The organism is Bacillus sp. ISL-4 (genome assembly GCF_018613275.1).
GTDB classification, from domain to species: domain Bacteria; phylum Bacillota; class Bacilli; order Bacillales; family DSM-1321; genus Peribacillus; species Peribacillus simplex_E.
In genome coordinates, this window is record NZ_JAGGQN010000034.1 from 78580 (window position 1) to 98786 (window position 20207).

The window sequence follows — 20207 nt, forward strand, 5'->3', positions numbered from 1 at the left end:
CCTGTAATGTACCTCTTTATATTATAGTGACAAGCTTAATATCACAACTAAAATCACTATTTACTGCCCCAATATTACAATTTTCTAGAAATAAGAGAAGTCCCTATTTAGATTAAACTAAATAGGAGAATACATACATGAATGCACTCTCTTTTTACTTCAAAATGCTAAGAGAATCCTCAAATGGAATGTTCCATCAGAAGAATCCAAGCTTTATTAATGTAAGTTTCTTTTTTCTTTTATATTTTTTATCTTTTGAGGAGTGACATCATTACCTTCTGGATCCACGACTTTCACATGCTCCAACGTATTGGTCATGGACTTTCTGAATGTTTCCAAATACTCACTTCTCAATTGGGTTTGCTCTTTCGCTTCAACTTCCGTCAAACCTTCAGCCTTTGCCTTTTTAGAAAGTTCATTAATACGGGCTAATTTTTCTTTTGATAACATAATTTCGCTCCTTCATAATCTGCGGATATTGTCATGGTATTAAAAAAATAGCGAAATTACAAGTTCTATGATTGACTTTCCAGTGTATTCAGTTGATGTTCGAGGAAACGCCTGTTCACAGTAGCCTTAGATACATTGTATCCAAAGCCCCTTAAAGTTGCTGCGATCTCTGCAAATGTCAATCCATTGGCCCGAAGTTTAATAATTTCCTCTATAGGAATCTCCTTACGGTCCCTTCCAGTGGAATTCCTTTGATTCTGAAGATTTTTTTGAGGACGATACCCTTTTTCCACGGCCCTTATCATCCCGCGCTTTATTTTTAGATTATGTAGTTTCCTTTGATATTCTTCTACAATTCCGACTATCTGGATGACCATCGCATCCGAATCCGATAGCTCAAGTTCGCCATCGTGTGAGAGCGTATAAATTTTCACATCTTCTTTAAGGATGACATGGAAAAGGGCTATTTTGGCATTTCCTCTTCCCAGTCTTGTTTCGTCCTGGATTAATAGTACTTCAGCTTCTTTGGTTTTAAATAGTTCGAGCATGTCAAAAATGCCATCCCTATTCAACTCATAACCACTTGCCTGTTCTTTTATTATGGAAATGACTTCAACATCCATCTTTTCTGCCAATTTGACTAATTCATCTTCCTGCCTTGCCAATGATGTTTCCTGTGACTCTTTTTCTGTGCTGACCCTACAATAGATTACCGCTTTCATAATACCCTACCTTCACTGCTTACTGCTCACTCGCCAAATTCTGGACAAGTTCTTCCCCTTTAACCGGAATGACGATGACTTGACCAGGTTTAATCGAATCCGCCCTGACTCCATTATGCTCTTCTATCCAACCAATGAATTCTTTTTTTGTCAAATTTGCTTCTTCATATTCTTCGGCAATTTCCCATAGGGTGTCACCTTCACTTACTTCTATAGAAAGGAAATCATTTTTTTGATCATTGTTCAATGTACAAGAGAATAAAATTGAAAAGATGAATACTGATCCCGCTAATAGAATCGTATAAATATAATTTTTGTATAATTTTTTCATAAATATCCCTCCAAAGCGAATGTTCGTTCGTATGTTATGATCAAATTATAATACGAACGTTTGTTTCAGTCAACAACAAAATTCGAACTTATGTTTGTATAGAGTTGGGGGCCATGCTATAATATAGCAAAGAACATTGGGGAAGAGGTGCACAAATGACTAAACTATCAAAACGGCAGCAAGATATTCTTGATTTCATTAAAGAAGAGGTTCGCCAAAAAGGGTATCCACCTTCCGTACGGGAGATTGGCGAAGCAGTGGGACTTGCATCAAGTTCAACAGTACACGGACATTTATCCCGCCTGGAAAGTAAAGGTCTGATTAGACGTGATCCAACCAAGCCAAGGGCCATTGAAATAATGAATTCGGAGGAAGCGAACAATATTCCCAAAGCCAATGTCGTGAACGTGCCGTTACTTGGAAAAGTAACAGCGGGCATGCCCATAACGGCTATCGAGAACATAGAAGAATACTTTCCGCTTCCCGAAAGCATGGTTCCACATGATGACCATGTATTCATGCTGGAAATCATGGGTGAAAGTATGATCGAAGCTGGAATTCATGATGGAGACTATGTCATCGTCAAACAACAAAGCAATGCCAATAATGGAGATATCGTCGTGGCCATGACGGAAGATGATGAAGCCACTGTAAAACGATTCTTTAAGGAACCGGATTACATAAGGCTTCAGCCTGAGAACTCAAATATGGAACCAATTATTTTACGAGATGTTTCGATACTTGGAAAAGTAATAGGCTTATATAGACAAATACACTAAAAGCGCTAACCGCGCTTTTTTTGTTTGTTTAATTTATGTCTTGAATTCTCTCAATATGCATATGGAAGAGTAGGTTTTGATATATTTTTTTTAATAGAATCCATTTTCATGGGAATTTTACATCTTTTATAACGGATGTTAGGTACACTATCCCTCTTGGTATAAATACTTTGGTAAGAAGCTCATTCAAATAAAAAAGGAGAGCGTTAAAATACCGCTTCCAGTTAAAATTCATTTCACTCTTAATCTTTGGTTCACTTTAATAAGGTTAAATCGACCAAGCCATTCCACTGCTGAATCTGCACTTGTGTAGAACCCATATGCTTTTGCAAGCGCAGAGACGGAATCCCCCTTTTTGACAATATGATAAACATAATCGTTGCCTGCATCATATTTAATCAAATCGCTTGTTTCGATTAGGCTCACAGTTTTTCTGTATATTTCGGATCCGAGGCATACCCCGCATCGAATATTGCCTTGAGTGCTTTTTTGTAATCTTTTTCTCCAATGACAGATGTATATAGGCTTCTATTCCATGACGTCCCCTTTACGTATAGATTGGCAAGATCTCGAAGATTTTCTTCCCAAGAAGGGTATCTTCTGAATTTGTTCCATACTTGAACGGGCAAATCGTTGATGTATTCCAATGTTTGGATAATGACAGACTCACCCTTAAAGTCACCCTTTGAACCGAATATATTGTTTCCTTGATTTGCTAATAAGCTTGTCCCATATCCACTCTCCAAGCAAGCTTGTGCAATGACAACAGAAGGTAAAATATTAAATTCCTTTTGAATTTTCTGGGTATAAGGAGCAATTTCCTTAATAAATGTTTCCTTGCTCATTAAAACCTCCCATTAATAGGTATTATTTATTTTTTACTGTTTATCGTCATTCATATCGTATTCTTAACCATGAGAAAGGTTACAGCTTGTCCATCAAAAATGAGTCCGATATTTCGTTCATTATTTTTACTATAGATAACATACTTATGTTGGCTCGCTCCGTGTATTATGAAAACCATTCCCGCTGCCAACCAGAAAAAGCCATCAATCCATATAATTATATGGATTGATGGCTTTAAAATTGAACTCTGAAAATCTTCAAAACCTGGTTGCATAACCTTTTATTTATTAGTTTTAAATATGAATTTATTTATTATGGTATAAAGCCTTGATAAAAAGTGAAAATTAATTTTGAAAACTTCAATTAAGGTGGTGAAATTATGGACTTTCCAACCATCCATACAAACTTTTGGGATGCGGTAATAGCCATTCCGATCATCATGATTCTTACTCAACTTATAAAGGTCATGTTTCATATTCGTCCAAAATTCATCCCTACCATCGCTTTGGGTCTTGGCTTATTCATTTCCATTTTCATCAGTCATCGTCATAACTTGGTTGCAGGGATTTTCATGGGCTGGTTTTATGGCTATGCAAGCATTGGCAATTATGCTGCACTTAAAACTGGTATAATGTCTTATAGAAACACTTATCATAAGACAGATTAAACCCTTTGTCTCTCGCTGCAATTCATCAATCTCTTGTATTGCAAAGAGCCCGACTCGCTTCTATCCCCATCGATCATCCGTTAAATTAATATCTATAATAACAATTACGACCTGAATGTTTCCTTTGGCTGAATCACCAACTCCCAAGTTAACCATACCATTAAACATTACCCCAAAAATACCTTTTCAATTAAGAAAAGGTATCCATTTGGTAAAAAAAGGAGGTTCGTAATACTCTTATCCCGAACCATGATTTTACTGGATGAAACCCTACATGATTGAAGAAAATTACGACGCTCATGCCGGAAAACTGACTTTTCTTCGAATTTGGTACCTTCTCAATGAGAGAAGGCATTTCACTATTTCTCGATATAGACCGAACGAACTAGCGTCCGGGTTCTCTCAGTGCCATCCACATTTTTTTCCTTAACGTCAATTGTTACATTATAAACACCTGACTTAGGCACTTCTGGAAGGGTACCAGTATAATTTTCGGTCTCAAGTACCTTAATTGAGCTTTTCCCACTAATTTCAATACCGGTTTCATCTACTAAATGAACCAAAAATGTTGTGCTGATTGGCGTTTTTTTATCATTCATTGGATTCTTTATTAAAAATTTTGCATCTTTTTGCTTAACTTTTCCGGCCATACTTAATGTTATGGGATTCTTTTCGTTAAATTGTGCTGTGAACAGGTAGGCATCTTTTGGCGATTTAGTCTTCATCCTCACTTTCCAGTCACCGATTTCGAGGTTGTTTCTATTGAATGTTTGGATGGTTGCACCATTAAAAAAGGAAGTTTCATTTTTGGCTGAATCAAACTTTAAGGAAGGTGAATATTTTTTATTGGATGGAGAAATCAATTCAACCTCGACATCATCTGAGGCTGTATATATGGTTATAATACCCGGGGCTGATTCATTTACATGGAAACTTTGTTCAATCCAAACATTTTGTTTCAGGACATCACCAAGAACAGTTTGAGCGAGTGCGGTTGTAATGACATCATCTTCAACTCGTTCTTTATAATTGACATTAAAGCCAGGAATCCCAGCGGTGGAAGTACTCCTTAAATAGGGTTCAATTCTTGAAAATACAGCTGAACCGACTCGGATATTGTCGTGATCAAAGTTGGGATCCGTAAATAAATGTGTTGCGTAGGGTATTTTTGTACTCCATACATTTACTAGACCATCATTTTCGCCATATGAAGATAAATATTGTCCACCCATTGATAAAGCTGAAAGAACCGGGCCTCTGTTCATACCTGCCACAGTGAAATACATGTTTTTACGGGAGTTAATATGGTTATCCGTGACAGAACGAAATTCCGCCATTTTACCAACTTGTAACGAATAAGTTCCATCATCTTTTTGACCTAATAGGGAACCAAGCCAGCCCGCATACCAGCTATAAGCCAAATCAGCAAGGTAAGAACCATGATGAGGGGAAGCTAAAGTGATGACCCTTCCAACATATTGGTGTGCTCCATAATGTACTAGAGCCGCTTGGGTGTCTGCACCCCCTTTGCTGTGAGCTATAATATTTACTTTTTCGCCCCCGAAATGGTTACTGATTTCTGAAAGCATTTGAGCTAAAAGCCTTCCATTAGCATATTGGCTTACTGATCCATTTCCAGCTGAATCATGAAGCTGAACAAAAACCGTTTGGTAGCCTGCTTCATACGCCTTGGTATACATATCATTGATCCCATGATATTCCGTTTCACCGTACCAGCTGGTTGAACTGCTGTTTCTCCCTTGAACAAACACGATCGGTGGTTTCTGTTTGTCAAGATTGGGAGGAATGCTTCCAAGAAACCAATCTCCTGGACTGAAAGTTTCGGAGGGCGGCTTCAATTTCCCTGCTGAGGAAATGTCTGGCTTAGCCATAATTAATATGGTTAGAATAAGGACAAGAAAAACGACATAATTGATAACATTCCTTTTCAATTGTTATCTCCTCCAATATCCTATAGTATTTTTTCGTACTCATTCTATTGTCAATGCCCTCCTTCCCAGGACTTCCATAGCCTTCATTATTATATAATTGTACTTTTGCATACCATTACCTGCCATCTTCATAAAGATGGGAGAAAAAAACTAGAAGAAGTCCATTAAAAATGGAGATAAAGTATGAAGATTCGCTTTCATTTCATTTTGGGATGCAGTCTTTTTCATTTGATGAAGACGTACTTACGGAGGAAATCGGGATGCTTCAAGTTCACAAAAATCAGAACAAGCCCTTATCCTGCAAAGGATAAGGGCTTGTTCATCCATATTAACTTTTCCTTCGAATTTGCCATTGTCCAATTGCTCCTATTCATGGTGTTTTGAAAATCCGTCCTAAACATTAAGTAAATTAAAATGTTTCACAGCAATTGGCTGTCATTCATTGGGATTTCAGTATCAATCGTCTATTTTATATTAAATATCAGCATACAGCCCTTTTATTAAGTAACACCCAAGAAGTTTGGATTTTTACTCCTTTAAGTACTTCCTCCTACATACGCGTATTTCATCCTGAGAACAGGATCAATAATTTCAGTGATAAGCCAATTTGACAACACCGTCGGGTACGATAATATCCTCAATGACCTCTCCACGAATTTCCTTCCAATCTTAAATGTGCTAACGGCAGCAGCTCCTACTGCAACTTCCCTTTCCACTTTGTTCACCCTCTTTCCATCATTCCTTGAATCTTGTCCCATGGAAGTTAGAATTGTAATTGATTAGACTTTACAATCCGAATGGCCACTCTGTTGAAGAAACGCTGGTACACTTGAACTTTCAACTACATTTGAAGTGTAGGTGAGGGTCAAAAAAAATGATATCGTCGATTGAGAATCCTACACATTCAGCAAATAAATAAGCCTTATCGATTCGTAAAGGAATCTTATATTGCTCATAGTCAATGTAAGTCCTCTTGGCCATCTTCAGCGCTTTAGCCATTTCATCTTGAGTTAATCCTTTATACTTCCTCGCTTGTTTAAGTGTGAACTTAACGTTTGTCATATCTTGTCACCACCTGTCTAAAAAAATGATATCACACTTGAAGTATAGTTTCCAACAATTTTTCGCAAAATTCACGCACTTTAAGTTTACTCACTTTCACTCATAGTGTATATTCAAGTAAGAGGTGAAGAAATATGCACATTGGTGAACGAATTAAAATGTTAAGAAAAGAAAGAAAAATGACACAAGAAGATTTGGCAAATATATTAAAAGTGGCCCCAACGGCAGTATCGGCCTGGGAATCCGGACGGAATAAACCTTTAATGGATAAATTGAGCATGATGTCCACATGCTTTGAAATACCGCTATCCCACCTCATTGAAGGAGCACCAGTCGTTAGAAATAATCCTGGAATGGAATTCCTAAATGAAAAGAATGTAAGATTAATTGGTGTTTACGGAAATATCCCTGCTGGAGATCCTAATTTTACCAATGAATATATTGAAGCCTATATGCCGACATTAAATTCGATGCTAAATTCGAATAAAGAATATTTTTTCCTTAGAGTGAGTGGCAATAGCATGAACAAAGAATTCAGAGACGGATCATTGATTCTCGTTGAAAAAACAACCTACGTCGAAAACGGAAAAATTGGTGTGGTTTTAGTAAATGGTCACGATGCTACAGTCAAAAAAGTGAATATCAATGAAGAAAACATCATACTTACTCCCTGCAGCACGGATCCTTTTTATGAAGAAAAAACCTATAACATCAAAAATGATAGAGTCCGTATTTTAGGAAAAGTGGTTCAAGCCATTAAAATATACGATTAATATCCAACTCGAGGATTTCTTTACACAAAGGAAAATAAAGGAATAATGAGCAACAATACATAGATTCAATTTATTTGCTGATACATTTTAGGTACAAGCCATTATGGTTTGTGCTTTTTAGTATTGTTCTTTTTATATGTCATTACAAAGAATCCAGTTAAATTTGTGTCAGCCTATAATAAAACATAGCTTACATTAGTTAAGAAGTGGAATAACCAACATATACAATTCCCACAGAACCAGTTTTCTTAGACATTTACTGATGAATTTAAAAAAACGATCACTATCTTAACATTGAATCACCTGCAATTGTCAATCGGCGATTTAAAATATCATATCCGTTTTCCCCAGATTACTTTTTCATTAAGTGAATGCATTTGGAAACTATATGCGTTCCAGGACGCATTTTTCAGTAAATTTTCCTTTCATGCAAAAAGAATGAAATTGTCTATATTGTGCAATCAAATTTCTCATTTTTATTATTCGATTCACATCTTCATATAAGAATCTTATAATTGGAGAATAAGCATATGCCTCTGTAGCTCTAGAAGGGAAGAGCGCCGGAAAACATTGTAGCCACCGGGTCGCAAGGTAAGGGTTTCAGAAGTACCGAAAAGCAAATACGCTGAGGCAGGTGGAATTCCTGCCGGTGAAAATCCGTAGGGAAGCGTGTTCTCCCCTAGCCTATGCTTACGAAAGTGCGGGTGCCTTCTGTGCAAATTTATTATTTTTCTCCTTTCACTCCCTCCACTATTATCCAGGGAATGGACAAATCAGGACAGTAGAATGTACATGATTATTTCATCACATACATATTCCTGAACCTGGAAAAGCCCCTCTCTTTTAAGAAGGGCTTCTTGCGTGGAGTGCTTCTGGAAGTTATAAATAATTTAACCAGTCAATTATTAATTATTCATTTAACCCGCAACTTCTGGTTTACTGTAATGGTGTACTGACTGTCAAGACCGTTCCAATCTTTAATTTGCTGAACCGTACTGCCATAAGCGGTGCTTAAGGAGTATACGGTATCCCCACTAACGACAGTGTGGTATACAGCTGTACTTTTCTTTGTAAGATTGAAGCATTTAACTAAACCGTTTACATGTCCGCGAGCCAGTGATTCGATAAAGGAAGCTGTTTTCAATTTGGCTGCGTCATTGACATTATCGATAAATCCATTTTCAGACAGGAGTGCAGGCATGTCCGTTTCACGGAGTACATGTAAATCTCCTGTTTTTTGTCCTCTGTCTTGGATGTTGATAAGCTTCATAACCTCTGAATGAATATGATCTTGATACGTTTTCGAGATTTGGTTAGTGGACGTATAGATGTAATCCTCGTACCCAGTTCCGCCGCCAGCATTAATGTGGATGGAGAGATAAAAGTCAGCTCCCCACGCGTTCGCTGCATTCGTACGATCGTTTAAGGAGGGGTACGTATCTTGGGTCCTGCTCATTTTCACATAAACGTTATTATATTCTGTTAATAAGATGTCTTTAATTCGAGTTGCAATGGATAAAGTTAAATCCTTTTCTCTTAATCCATTCCCCACAGAGCCTGGATCCGTACCTCCATGGCCGGGATCAATAAATACTTTTACCATTTCTATCACCTCTATTAATCTTATGTTATGTATGAATAAATGCTTGTACACATAACTATCGGATTAAAGAAATTTCAAAATAATATAGAATTCTTCATCTCGCCTGCCGTTCCAAAAAAAACACACCCCAAAAGGTGTTTTTTGGCATATTATATTATGACATTCGCCCAATGGACGAAAATTTTTTGAAAAAGTTATCTTCTTTTTTTTCACTTTGGCATCAGGAATTATTGGAGATAACCCATCTATAAATATAGTTGGAATGAGATAGAGAGATTTAAGAAAAAGTCAACATTAACAATAATGCTCTAACAAAAGGCTTAGCATTTATTGGTGATGGTTTATTTTAATTATTGCTTCTGCACAATCTTTGATTGAGTCAATCACTATGGTGGGTTCTGATAATTGTGGAAAATGTCCACTTTTTTCAGCGATAATGTGTTTGCTGTTTTTTGACATCGAAAGTAATTCCAATTGATTCTCAAGTCGTTTTTTTCGAATTTTCTCCGGCATCATTCGATTTTTTGTCCGCCAGTAATTACAAATACAGGTATTTCGGGAAATGTATCAGTTTGCTGGATTTGATCCACAGTTTTTTCCACAAAATTACCTTCATTGAATTGTTTATGTGAAGACAAGGAATCAAACACCTTGAACATCTTATTAATGGTTTTTACTGCCTTGCCTTGATATTCATTAAGGCTGATATCTTTCGCAGTACTGGATTCTAAAAAAACAATTCCCGCTACTTCATTTGGGTAAAGTCGGGAATATAAATTAGCATATAAGCCGCCTAGGGAATGTCCCACCAATAAATATGGAGGTTCAAAACCACGATTGATAATGCTTCACGTAAAGTGTTAACAATATTTATCCCGTCTTGGCTTTCCTTCGGTTTATCGCTGCCAGCAACACCAAAACGATTATAGGAAAATACTGATGCAGATTCCGAAATTACCGGGTGGATTTTCATCCAACCCTCTATCGGTCCAGAACCACCGTTAATCAAAACTATATTTGGCTTGCCGTTTCCACTAATATTATATTGTAACGTCCCTTTTGGTGTATCCACTTTATATTTTTCAATTTTCAATGTCAGCACACCTTACTTGTTTAAATTACTTTGCGTGTGTAACAAGCTATTGGTTTCATTTATTGAAATTCCAAATATGAGGCCTTTGAATTTTTTCACGAAAGTTATAGGAAAATGTGAACTTAAATACCTTAACATTGAACGGGATTAAGGAGATGACATATGATGAACGAATATGGTAATTTTGAACGATTGGTTCAAAATTTTGATCAAGGAAACAAGCTAATTCGCGTATGGGAATTAAAAGGCGGTATTTCTGCACAGGTGACAGGACTTGAAATATTACAATCGTCAGGCAGGATCGTAAAAATGATCGTTCGTCAGCATGGTGATAATGACTTGAAACGGAATCCAAATATTGCAGCAGATGAACACAAGCTCTTAGGGATATTGAAAGCTGCCGGTTTGCCTGTACCGATGCCATATTACTTCGAGCAATCCTGCGAGATATTTTCCAAGCCATGCATACTTCTAGAGTTTATTGAGGGTAAGTCAGAATTCACCCCCTCAAATCTTAATCATCATATATTACAATTGGCAATCAATCTAGCAAAAATCCATCGTGTTAATTGTGCAGATCTATCTTTATCATTCCTGCCTAAAGTAGAAAATACATATGTCGAGATGTTAAATAATAAAGAAAGGGTAAGCCTGGACGAAACATTAAATCTGAGCACGATTAGGGATTTGTTAAAATATTCCATTCCATTCCCCTCCAAGAATAAAGAAGTAATCCTTCATGGTGATTATTGGCCAGGAAATATATTATGGAAAGAGGATAAACTAGTTTCCATAATTGATTGGGAAGACTCAGGCTTAGGGGACCCTTTGGCTGACCTTGCCAATAGTCAACTCGAAATTTCATATCATTTTGGAATGCAAGCAATGAATGACTTCACCCATCGATATAAATCCATGATGCCGGAGTTGGATTTTACAAATTTACCCTTCTGGCAATTATTTGCCGCATTACGGTTATCTACATTCCCTGAATGGGGCTTGGAAAAAAGCAAGGAAAATAGCTGGAAGAAAAGACACAAGTCATTTGTTCGTCAAGCAATTAATCAAATTCGTAATGAGTGAAAGATCTGATATGCCCATGAACTTTTGATAAAGGCATTTATACCAGTCCCTTTATCAATTTTTTTCATAAACTAACAATGACTTCCAAAAAATATCCAGGAGGTGTTTAAATGTATAATAAGCCCTGGGGGCATCCGAAAGGCGGTCAATATCCACCACAATATTGCCCACCTCACAGAATGCCTACTCAGTATAATCCACCTCAAACCTCCCCGACAAAGCAATATGTTAAAACTAATGTCATTAACAATGTGATTCCGGTTTTTCACCCGACACATACAACTACCGTGAATAAACATTTCACCACATATATACCGCATACCCGAAGTATCGTGAAAGAGTGTTATACCCAAAGCTTTGTTTGTGGAGTTCCTCAGCCCCCCAGTCTTTCGAGGAGAATGTTAAGATATTAATTAATAAAACCCCGATTCGGGGTTTTTATTAATTCTTGCTATCAACCTTTGAAAATTGACATTCAAAAGGATTTACAACTGTCTAAATGCAAACTCCCTATACTTTTTAAAGTTTTGTTTCTTATAAAACTCTTTTGCAGCAATGTTTTCACACCAATAATCCAGTTCAATTAAATCTATATCGTTCTTTTTAGCAATTTCATAGACCTCATTCATTAGTTTTTTACCGTAACCTTTTTGGGTCTGACTTTCAGCGATACTAAGCTGATGCACATATACTGATTTATACTCATTTTTAAAAGCACTTTCTGGATAGTTTTTAATTTCAATCCATACGTAACCGATTGGTTCTTCATAATCTTTTAAAACTAAAAAAACAAAACTGTTATTTTTCACCAAGCTTTTGAAAGTTTCTTTCATTGCACTATAATTATATTCCTTAAAATAACTCGGATATAGTTTTGCATGCAGATTGTGAACATTTTGATTTAATTTTGCAATAACTTCATGATCCCAGGTTTGACTAACATTCATAATTATCCCCCTGTCTACATCCTGTGGATTTTTATATTACAAAAAAGAAACGTCCACATTCCAAAAGTACAATCCTAGCCGTAAAGAAGAATCCCATACTTAAAAAAACTAATATGCATTCAAGTTTCTTTTTTCATCTGGCTAAAAAAGGCGCGAATCAACAGTTTCAACATACTAATAAATAAAGTGAGAATATTTATGATATTAGTAACCTATTTCCTTAACATAATGGAAGGTGATGTTCATGACTTACCCTCTTTTTATTGTAACTGGCATTAGTGGCTCAGGTAAATCAGCAACCTCACTGGAATTGCAGGAAATCATGGTGGATTTCAATGTATTTGATATGGACCTTATCGTTAACAATGACGATTATCAAACAGCTTGTGATAATTGGTTGAAAGTTGCCTATTATAGTGCATATTCCGGACGTAATTCCGTATTATTCGGTAATGTACCCGATCCATATAATGTTGAAATTTGCGACCATTTCCCTTTCTTTAATCCAGTTCATTACCTACATCTTTATTGTAACGGTGAAGCTCGTACACAACGATTATCGTCTCGTGGCAAATGGACGGTTGACAGCATTAAATATATGAATGCACTATCTGAGAAGTTAGTTCAAGAAGCCAAAACATCAGTTCCACCAATACCTACTTTAGACACCTCTACCACTTCGCCGCCCCAAGTCGCTAAGTTAATTAAACAATGGATAATGGAGAACTTGCCTAAGTAAAGGAAGATTAATTCTATAAATGCAGATATGAAGCTTTCTGATGGAATGCGTACGTTTTTTCTTAAAGCCACTCTTGTCTGCTGCTGGCTTTCTTAGCCAAATAAACGTGCCGGTATAACCAGTGGTTTTGTTTAGCTCTTAATTTACGGGCACATATGTTCATACTGATATTCTTATGAAGATGAAGAACTTTGTTATTGAAGAAGTAGTAAAAAGGGATCTTCCTATAGAAAATCCCTTATTACATGCCGATAACATCTTATTATATTAACTAGTTTTGTATAGTTTATGCACTAGCATTATTGAAGTGGGATACCTAATAAATGTTGGGAAAGTAACCTATTCGCCGCAGACTGGGAATCCTAATCCTATTAAAGTTGATGCTAATAGAGCGGAAATACGGATTCTAAGTGTAGCTACATCATCAATTTCAGTGACTAAAAAGAATTGACCATTAACTTCTAAAATACAAGGTGATTGCACTCTTTCTTCCCCCTTTCTATTAAAAGATATAGTAGTATATGAAAGATATATGATAGTGAAATAGGTTAATAGTTTGTTTCTAAGAGGAAATAGTATGTTTGAATTACTATGTAGATAAAGAACAATCAGAGCATATGAAAGTAGGGCGTTTTAGCAGTTATTGTATTAGTTTTGCATTTGGAAAAAGGCATACTTCTTAGCCAAATTGGATTCATAAGAAAAGCTTGATGCGAACATTGAACTACCCAGCAGCACCTATCGACCTTACTGTATGATTGAAGTGGCGGTTTCCTTAGAACAAAAAGGAGAACAAGTCATATGTATGACTTGTTCTCCCTCTTTCTTATTTTATTCCAAAGCCTAGCATGGGTTTGCTGCATATCTTCATCTTTTTATTTTTCCGTGTTATAAAATGAAGACCCATTGACTTAAATGCTCAGGTATTGTACTTGGTGCGATCCTTACTGGTCCTAGGAGAATAATCCCTACTGAAAAACGAATCGTGAGTATTTAGCTATTATAGGGTCATATTAATATTATATATTCTATCGAGGTTTATCTTAAAATAAACCTCTCAAAAGAGATTTTTCCGACAGTACTCAAGCAGTCAAAATGACTATTTATCACATAATTATCCAAGATTTCTAAATGAACATTGTTATTTCTCCATTCACTTGCAAAAAGGCAGGCCCTATCAATACCCTTTAATAGTGCATTGGTATCCATGGCGATGATCGTTTTCAAATCTTTTGGCAGCAATCCTGATACATTCGGATAATTACCTTCAATCAGCCTTGAATACAGTGAGATAGTGTTTAATTTTAAAGACTATATAGCTTTTTGTGATGAAAATATGTATGATACCCGCTTCATTATTAATTAACTTGGTTAACTCATAAAGGCATTTACTTGGAACGATGAATGACCCATTCACCTTCAATTCTAACGGAAGTTCTCTTAACGCTAAACGATGGGAATTTGTTGAACACAAGTAAGCTTGTTTTCCTTGATTGACAAATTGACTCCTGTCAGAGCATGTCTGACCTCGCTTTTAGAAACGGCAAACGCTGTCTGTTTTATGATTTCCAATAATTCAACACTTGGGATATTAAAATAACCTGCTCCATCTATTTGAGGAAGATTTGGGTATTCCCCGGAATGTAATCCATTTAGGTTTGTTACTATTTCATTTGATTTAATAGTAACTGATTGATTTTCGTTCAGCTTTACATGGATGACATCAGGTAATTTTTTAACGATTTCACTTAAATATTTTGCCGATAATACAACCGTGCCCCTTTCATAAACCTCCAATTCCTTTACACCATCAATCGTTAAAGGAATGTTTTTTCAATGACAATATCTGAATTACTGCCAAGAAGGGTTAAGCAATCACTATTAGCCACTATCTTTATTCCTGATAAAATGGGTATAGGTGTTTTTATGGAAACGGCATGGCTGACATCTGTAATCGCCTTATTGAAGCATTTTTTGTTTATTATAAATTCCATGAAATAAGTTCACCCCATTATAATCGTTTAAGGAATAATTCGACAAAATCCCTAAAAACCCCTGTTCACCCTTCTTATATGTTGCTGTTAGTTCGATGAACCGGCTTATTGTATCATTTTCAGCCTAATATTGAGCGTGAACTGCTATGACAGAAAATATAAAACTAACTATAGGTGGTATTAGTTTTATATGAGTCCTTTAGATGATAAGATTCTTGGGGAAAGTGATTGAAAAATAGATCAATATTTAGGAGGAGTTCATCTTGAATCCTTATGCATTCTTGGCAATAGCCATCCTAAGTGAAGTGTTTGGCAGTTCATTGTTAAAAGTATCAAACGGGTTTAAAAGGTTATTCCCTTCCATTGGTGTGGTAATTGGAATGGGTTTGGCTTTTTATTGCCTATCGTTATCATTACTAACCATACCGCTTGGAACGGCTTATGCCATTTGGTCGGGAATAGGCACAGCTTTAACGGCTTTAGTCGGAGTTATCGTTTATAAAGAAAGCTTTAACATGAAAAAATTTTTAGGTTTAGTCCTGATCATTGGAGGAGTGGTGGTTTTGAAGCTCTCAAGTGGAGGCAATTAACAATTTAGTAATCGGAGGTAATAGTATGAAAGGATACATAGCTTTAGGAATATCTATCATAAGCGAAGTATTTGGTACGACCATGCTTAAGTTGTCTGAAGGATTCACGCATTTATTCGCTTCATTTGGGGTTATAATAGGCTTTGGAATTGCATTTTATAGCTTATCTATATGTCTTAAAACAATTCCGTTAAGCTTAGCTTATGCCATTTGGTCAGGAATAGGCACGGCTTTAACGGCATTAATTGGCTTACTATTATGGAGTGAGCCATTTAGTATCACAACATTAGGTGGCTTAGTATTAATCATTGGTGGAGTGGTTTTACTAAATGCTTCCCATACTCCCAAACAAGCGGAAGGATCGTCAAACTAATGGTTTGACGATCCTTCCGCTTGTTCAAAAATAAAAAGAGTCCAATTTGATATCTATAAGAAAAATTGATCCTTTGAACAGCATTAAAAAAGGCCGCCACGGCGACCTTCTCTTTTTAAACACCTTTAGCCTTCACCAAGTCCTTCGTGCAAAGTCCGTAAACTTGAATTTATCGGGTCTATGCCTGGATTCACTATACTGAAACAAGCTTCCATCGATTAAATGGACCGTACTTTTCACAACTGCCACCATATCGAAGTCTTCTATGTCCAATAATTGTCTATCTTCTTCACTGCATGGCTCCACGGTAATTTCCTTATTGGAAAAACCAATCTGGAGCCCTATTTCCTTTTCGATATATCCATAAATCGAATCCTCACAAATTTCCTTCGTCAAGTTAGTTACGAACTCGCTTTTGAAATAGTCTTTGTCCAGTATGATTTTCTTGCCATTGATTTGCCGTACCCGAAACACTTTCCATACTTTACCACCATCCGTTAAGTCCAGAAGCTTGGTCATGTTTGAATCGGGGGTCTCAAGCTCCAACTTATGGATGATCGTTTTGGAATGCAAATTCAACTTTTCCACCATTTCTTTATAGGAAATCAACCCTGCTACAGGAAAATTAAATTTGCTGAAATCCAAGACAAATGAACCCTTGCCTTTGATTTTATGAATATATCCATTTTGTTCAAGCAACTGTAATGACTTTCTCACAGTATCCCTGGATATATCATACTCTTCCATTAAGTTACTTTCGGAAGGAAGCTTTGAATTTGTCGGAAAAATTCCTTCTTCAATTTTTGAAACGATATCACCATATAGCGATAGATATTTGCTGTTCATTTCATCACCACAATATATTTTTCTTAGTCTGCTACTTGTCCTTTTTCAACAAATAGACAACCGATTCATAGGGACGAAGGATTAAATCACCTGCGAGTTCTTTCGAATCGATATAGTTTGAGAGCCAGAGCTCTGAGTTGTATCCGAATAGGTCAATATCTTTTGGAATCTCGAAGGACGCTTCTTTTGCATAAAAGTTATTGATGACCAAAAGTTTCTCGTCTTCATAACTGCGAACATAAGCGAACAATTGGTCATGGTCGCCAAGAATTTCCTGGTAGTCCCCATATGCAATGATATCATGTTTCTTGCGTAAGAATATAAGTTTTTGGTAATGATGAAAAATGGAATCCTGATCCTTCAGTGCGTGTTCAGCATTGATGATCTTAGCATTATCAGGCACTGAAATCCATGGTGTCCCTTTGGTAAAGCCTGCGTTCTCCGTATCTTCCCACTGCATGGGAGTTCGAGAATTATCACGGGATTTAGCTTGAAGAATTTCAATTATTTCCTTTTCATCCTTGCCTGCCCCTTTTAAAATATTATAATAATTAATCGATTCCACATCCCGATATTCTCCAATATCATTGAATTTCGGGTTGGTCATTCCTATTTCCTCCCCTTGATAAATATAAGGGGTTCCCCTAAGCATATGAATGGCTGTTGCCAGCATCTTGGCAGATTCCTTATGATACTCTTGATCATTCCCAAACCTGGATACGATCCTCGGCTGGTCATGGTTGCACCAGAACAGGGCATTCCATCCATTTCCTTCTTGCATCCCATACTGCCAGCTACTTAGGATTTCCTTTAACTGCCTGAAGTCAAAATCTGCAAGTGACCACTTTTCCCCATCTTTATAATCCACCTTTAGATGATGGAAACTGAATACCATGGACAGCTCCTTTTCAACTGGAGAAGAATATTTGATGCAATGGTCAATGGTCGTCGATGACATTTCCCCTACAGTCATCACCTCTACATCCTTCCCAAATGTTTCTTCATTCATCTCTTTAAGGAATTGATGAATTTTGGGACCATCTGTATAAAAGCATCGTCCATCTCCATCATTGTCATTTTCATAGATGTCAGGTTTCGAAATAAGATTGATCACATCCAAACGGAATCCTTTGACACCTTTATCCATCCAGAAGTTTACTACATTGAAGATTTCCTGCCTTACTCTGGGATTTTCCCAATTAAGATCAGCTTGGGTCCGATCGAACAAGTGAAGGTAGTATTCATCATGTTCCGCTACATATTCCCATGCAGGGCCTCCGAATTTCGAAATCCAATTGGTAGGGGGCTCTCCATCTTTCGATTTCTTGAAAATATAATAGTCCTTATATTCTTTCTCTCCAGCCAATGCTTTTTGGAACCATTCATGCTCTGTTGATGTATGGTTGAATACCATATCCAGCATGATTTGGATATCCCGCGAATTAGCTTCCTTCACCAATCTTTCGAAATCATCCATCGTCCCGAAAACAGGATCAATGGATGTATAATCCGCTACATCATATCCATTATCATTCTGAGGTGAACGATAAAAAGGGGTAAGCCAAATATAATCCACTCCCAGTTCTTTCAGATAATCAAGTTTTTCAATAACGCCATTTATATCCCCGATGCCGTCACCGTTCGAATCCTTAAATGACTTCGGATAAATTTGATAGATGGTACTTTTTTTAAAATCCTTCATTGTGATTCCTCCTCTGCTATCCCTGATGTCTCTTTTGCAAGTATGGTAAAAAAGAGGGAGAATTCTCTCCCTCCACGTTATTAAGCATTTAATTTCGTTGTTTTCGTTCTTGTTTTCAAATTCATTTTAGGACGTTTGGAGAATACGATAGTCAAAATGAATGGCACAACGAAAGCAACCAACATCGCGAGTGCAAACATTCCCATGTACTGTGGCTGGATGGATAGGATACCCGGGATCCCTCCAACACCGATGGAATTTGCCATTACTCCAGATCCGACTGAAACGATGCCTGCGAAAAGTGAACCGATCATACCGGCTAAGAACGGAAAGCCGTATTTCAGGTTAATCCCGAACATGGCTGGCTCGGTTACACCGAGATAACATGAAATCGTAGCGGGTATGGAAACTTGTCTTTCCTCCTGGTCCTTTCTGTTGATGTAAATCATCGCAAGCACTGCCGTTCCTTGTGCAATATTGGATAATGCGATCATCGGCCATAGGTTCGTACCGCCAAGTTCACTCATAAGCTGAAGATCGATTGCGTTTGTCATGTGATGCAGTCCCGTGATGACAAGCGGTGCATAGGCAAAGCCGAAAACTGCAGCAAATAGCCAGCCAACTGATGAATTCAATCCGGAATATACAACCGTAGAAATGACAGAACCGATTTTCCAGCCTAAAGGCCCCAGAATGGTGTGGGCAATGATAACAGTTGGAAGTAAAGCAAAAAATGGAACGACGATCATGGAAATGGAATTGTGCACTTTATCTCTCAAGAACCGTTCTAAATATGCCAAGACGAACCCTGCAAGTATCGCTGGGATGACTTGAGCCTGATAGCCGATCATATTGACCTGGGCAAAACCGAAATCCCAAAAAGGTATGTCACTTGCCTTTGTGTTTGCCACTGCATATGCATTAAGAAGTTGTGGGGAAACCAGGGTCAAACCAAGGACGATGCCGAGAATTTGAGTCGTGCCCATTTTCTTCGAGATTGACCATGTGATCCCAACAGGAAGAAAATGAAAAATCGCTTCACCTATCAGCCAAAGGAAGGCATGTACTCCTGACCAAAATTGTGAAATATCCACAAGGGTCTTTGTGCTATCATCGAACATTTTAATATCGCCAATGATATTGCGGAATCCAAGAATGAGTCCGCCAACGACTATGGCAGGAATCAGCGGGGTAAAAATATCCGCAAGATGGGCAATCATACGCTGCAGCCAGCTCATATTCTGTTTAGCTGCTTCTTTCACATCTTCTTTTGACGCTTCCTGAAGTCCAGCTATGGAAACGAATTCATTATAAAACGATGATACTTCGTTCCCGATTATGACCTGGAACTGGCCAGCTTGTGTAAACGTTCCTTTCACAAGCTTAATCGATTCGATATTCGTTACATCCGCCTTGGAGGGGTCTTTCAAAGCAAAACGCATTCTTGTCGCACAATGCGTAACCGTCGCAATATTCTCTTTCCCTCCGACATGTTGAAGCAAATCCGTTGCTGGTTCTGTGTATTTACCCATTTCACTACTTCCTTTCCCTAGAAAGCAAAATATAGTTGTTTTTATAACCTGTACGTATAGGTTCTGTATACGCTTTCATATTATCCTGTACGTACAGGTTCTGTCAAGAACTATTTCCCTCAC

The 20207-nt window shown here is 37.3% G+C and carries 25 protein-coding genes and 1 pseudogene; 8 read left to right on the plus strand and 18 right to left on the minus strand.

Annotated features, from left to right (window positions below):
- Positions 1 to 216: 216 nt before the first annotated feature.
- From J7J00_RS19650 to yneA, 3 genes are all read right to left on the minus strand, one after another.
- Positions 217 to 450 carry a DUF896 domain-containing protein gene (locus J7J00_RS19650; protein ID WP_076368840.1) on the minus strand — a complete coding sequence of 78 codons (234 nt, stop codon included), beginning with the start codon at positions 448 to 450 and terminating at the stop codon, positions 217 to 219.
- Positions 451 to 515: 65 nt separating this feature from the next.
- Positions 516 to 1172, minus strand: a complete 657-nt coding sequence (locus tag J7J00_RS19655) for a YneB family resolvase-like protein (RefSeq protein ID WP_141995055.1) — start codon at positions 1170 to 1172, stop codon at positions 516 to 518.
- A gap of 19 nt (positions 1173 to 1191) precedes the next feature.
- Positions 1192 to 1503, minus strand: a complete 312-nt coding sequence (yneA, locus tag J7J00_RS19660) for a cell division suppressor protein YneA (RefSeq protein WP_098372920.1) — start codon at positions 1501 to 1503, stop codon at positions 1192 to 1194.
- 155 nt (positions 1504 to 1658) lie between these two features.
- Between yneA and lexA the strand changes: the two genes are divergently transcribed.
- Positions 1659 to 2282 carry a transcriptional repressor LexA gene (gene lexA, locus J7J00_RS19665; protein ID WP_098372919.1) on the plus strand — a complete coding sequence of 208 codons (624 nt, stop codon included), beginning with the start codon at positions 1659 to 1661 and terminating at the stop codon, positions 2280 to 2282.
- Between the two features lie 231 nt (positions 2283 to 2513).
- Here the strand turns inward: lexA and J7J00_RS19670 are convergent, their stop codons facing one another.
- Positions 2514 to 2708: a LysM peptidoglycan-binding domain-containing protein gene (locus tag J7J00_RS19670; RefSeq protein ID WP_214793815.1), complete on the minus strand. Its 195-nt coding sequence runs from the start codon at positions 2706 to 2708 to the stop codon at positions 2514 to 2516.
- Entirely contained in the window at positions 2705 to 3127 is a 423-nt protein-coding gene (locus tag J7J00_RS19675; RefSeq protein WP_214793818.1) for a glycoside hydrolase family 73 protein, read from the minus strand. The genes J7J00_RS19670 and J7J00_RS19675 overlap by 4 nt, the downstream gene beginning before the upstream one ends.
- Before the next feature lie 380 nt (positions 3128 to 3507).
- On the opposite strand from J7J00_RS19675, the gene J7J00_RS19680 reads away from it, so the two are divergent.
- A complete protein-coding gene (locus tag J7J00_RS19680) occupies positions 3508 to 3795 on the plus strand; it encodes a hypothetical protein (RefSeq protein ID WP_214793821.1) in 288 nt (95 codons plus the stop codon).
- Between the two features lie 359 nt (positions 3796 to 4154).
- On the opposite strand, the gene J7J00_RS19685 is transcribed toward J7J00_RS19680, so the two are convergent.
- The 3 genes from J7J00_RS19685 to J7J00_RS19695 form a co-directional block, all read right to left on the minus strand.
- The gene (locus J7J00_RS19685; protein WP_286201485.1) at positions 4155 to 5687 is read right to left on the minus strand and encodes an esterase/lipase family protein; all 1533 of its coding nucleotides are present in this window, start codon (positions 5685 to 5687) and stop codon (positions 4155 to 4157) included.
- Positions 5688 to 6283: 596 nt separating this feature from the next.
- On the minus strand, positions 6284 to 6505 hold the full coding sequence (locus J7J00_RS19690) for a hypothetical protein (RefSeq protein WP_214793827.1): 222 nt from the start codon (positions 6503 to 6505) through the stop codon (positions 6284 to 6286).
- A gap of 79 nt (positions 6506 to 6584) precedes the next feature.
- Complete coding sequence (locus tag J7J00_RS19695; RefSeq protein WP_214793830.1) at positions 6585 to 6809, minus strand: helix-turn-helix transcriptional regulator; 225 nt, start codon at positions 6807 to 6809, stop codon at positions 6585 to 6587.
- A gap of 134 nt (positions 6810 to 6943) precedes the next feature.
- Here J7J00_RS19695 and J7J00_RS19700 point away from each other — a divergent pair, with 134 nt between their 5' ends.
- Positions 6944 to 7582: a LexA family protein gene (locus J7J00_RS19700; protein ID WP_214793834.1), complete on the plus strand. Its 639-nt coding sequence runs from the start codon at positions 6944 to 6946 to the stop codon at positions 7580 to 7582.
- A 913-nt stretch (positions 7583 to 8495) separates the two neighbouring features.
- Here J7J00_RS19700 and J7J00_RS19705 read toward each other — a convergent pair.
- The 3 genes from J7J00_RS19705 to J7J00_RS28280 form a co-directional block, all read right to left on the minus strand.
- Positions 8496 to 9185 (minus strand): N-acetylmuramoyl-L-alanine amidase family protein, encoded by a 690-nt coding sequence (locus J7J00_RS19705; protein ID WP_214793837.1) that lies wholly within the window; start codon positions 9183 to 9185, stop codon positions 8496 to 8498.
- 512 nt (positions 9186 to 9697) lie between these two features.
- On the minus strand, positions 9698 to 9994 hold the full coding sequence (locus J7J00_RS28275; RefSeq protein WP_309487211.1) for an alpha/beta hydrolase family protein: 297 nt from the start codon (positions 9992 to 9994) through the stop codon (positions 9698 to 9700).
- Positions 9979 to 10278, minus strand: coding sequence for an alpha/beta fold hydrolase (locus J7J00_RS28280; protein WP_286201474.1), 300 nt, complete (start codon positions 10276 to 10278; stop codon positions 9979 to 9981). Before J7J00_RS28280 ends, J7J00_RS28275 begins: the two co-directional genes overlap by 16 nt.
- Positions 10279 to 10440: 162 nt before the next feature.
- Here J7J00_RS28280 and J7J00_RS19715 point away from each other — a divergent pair, with 162 nt between their 5' ends.
- Together J7J00_RS19715 and J7J00_RS19720 are read left to right on the plus strand one after the other, a co-directional pair.
- Positions 10441 to 11361, plus strand: a complete 921-nt coding sequence (locus tag J7J00_RS19715) for an aminoglycoside phosphotransferase family protein (protein WP_214793839.1) — start codon at positions 10441 to 10443, stop codon at positions 11359 to 11361.
- Between the two features lie 179 nt (positions 11362 to 11540).
- On the plus strand, positions 11541 to 11774 hold the full coding sequence (locus tag J7J00_RS19720; protein ID WP_286201486.1) for a CotD family spore coat protein: 234 nt from the start codon (positions 11541 to 11543) through the stop codon (positions 11772 to 11774).
- A 72-nt stretch (positions 11775 to 11846) separates the two neighbouring features.
- On the opposite strand, the gene J7J00_RS19725 is transcribed toward J7J00_RS19720, so the two are convergent.
- Positions 11847 to 12308, minus strand: coding sequence for a GNAT family N-acetyltransferase (locus J7J00_RS19725; protein WP_214793843.1), 462 nt, complete (start codon positions 12306 to 12308; stop codon positions 11847 to 11849).
- A 244-nt stretch (positions 12309 to 12552) separates the two neighbouring features.
- Here J7J00_RS19725 and J7J00_RS19730 point away from each other — a divergent pair, with 244 nt between their 5' ends.
- Positions 12553 to 13047: an AAA family ATPase gene (locus J7J00_RS19730; RefSeq protein WP_214793845.1), complete on the plus strand. Its 495-nt coding sequence runs from the start codon at positions 12553 to 12555 to the stop codon at positions 13045 to 13047.
- A 339-nt stretch (positions 13048 to 13386) separates the two neighbouring features.
- On the opposite strand, the gene J7J00_RS28680 is transcribed toward J7J00_RS19730, so the two are convergent.
- The 3 genes and pseudogenes from J7J00_RS28680 to J7J00_RS28300 form a co-directional block, all read right to left on the minus strand.
- Positions 13387 to 13530, minus strand: coding sequence for a DUF3956 family protein (locus J7J00_RS28680; protein WP_214793847.1), 144 nt, complete (start codon positions 13528 to 13530; stop codon positions 13387 to 13389).
- A gap of 784 nt (positions 13531 to 14314) precedes the next feature.
- Positions 14315 to 14844, minus strand: a pseudogene (gene dnaN / locus J7J00_RS28295) (DNA polymerase III subunit beta).
- Between the two features lie 20 nt (positions 14845 to 14864).
- A complete protein-coding gene (locus J7J00_RS28300; protein ID WP_286201477.1) occupies positions 14865 to 15041 on the minus strand; it encodes a hypothetical protein in 177 nt (58 codons plus the stop codon).
- Between the two features lie 263 nt (positions 15042 to 15304).
- Here J7J00_RS28300 and J7J00_RS19745 point away from each other — a divergent pair, with 263 nt between their 5' ends.
- Together J7J00_RS19745 and J7J00_RS19750 are read left to right on the plus strand one after the other, a co-directional pair.
- Complete coding sequence (locus J7J00_RS19745) at positions 15305 to 15631, plus strand: DMT family transporter (protein WP_286201478.1); 327 nt, start codon at positions 15305 to 15307, stop codon at positions 15629 to 15631.
- A 25-nt stretch (positions 15632 to 15656) separates the two neighbouring features.
- Positions 15657 to 16004, plus strand: coding sequence for a DMT family transporter (locus J7J00_RS19750; RefSeq protein ID WP_214793849.1), 348 nt, complete (start codon positions 15657 to 15659; stop codon positions 16002 to 16004).
- Positions 16005 to 16136: 132 nt separating this feature from the next.
- On the opposite strand, the gene treR is transcribed toward J7J00_RS19750, so the two are convergent.
- The 3 genes from treR to treP form a co-directional block, all read right to left on the minus strand.
- The gene (gene treR, locus J7J00_RS19755; RefSeq protein ID WP_214793852.1) at positions 16137 to 16850 is read right to left on the minus strand and encodes a trehalose operon repressor; all 714 of its coding nucleotides are present in this window, start codon (positions 16848 to 16850) and stop codon (positions 16137 to 16139) included.
- 31 nt (positions 16851 to 16881) lie between these two features.
- Positions 16882 to 18552 carry an alpha,alpha-phosphotrehalase gene (treC, locus tag J7J00_RS19760; RefSeq protein WP_286201479.1) on the minus strand — a complete coding sequence of 557 codons (1671 nt, stop codon included), beginning with the start codon at positions 18550 to 18552 and terminating at the stop codon, positions 16882 to 16884.
- An 80-nt stretch (positions 18553 to 18632) separates the two neighbouring features.
- A complete protein-coding gene (gene treP, locus J7J00_RS19765; protein ID WP_214793855.1) occupies positions 18633 to 20084 on the minus strand; it encodes a PTS system trehalose-specific EIIBC component in 1452 nt (483 codons plus the stop codon).
- Between the last annotated feature and the right edge of the window lie 123 nt (positions 20085 to 20207).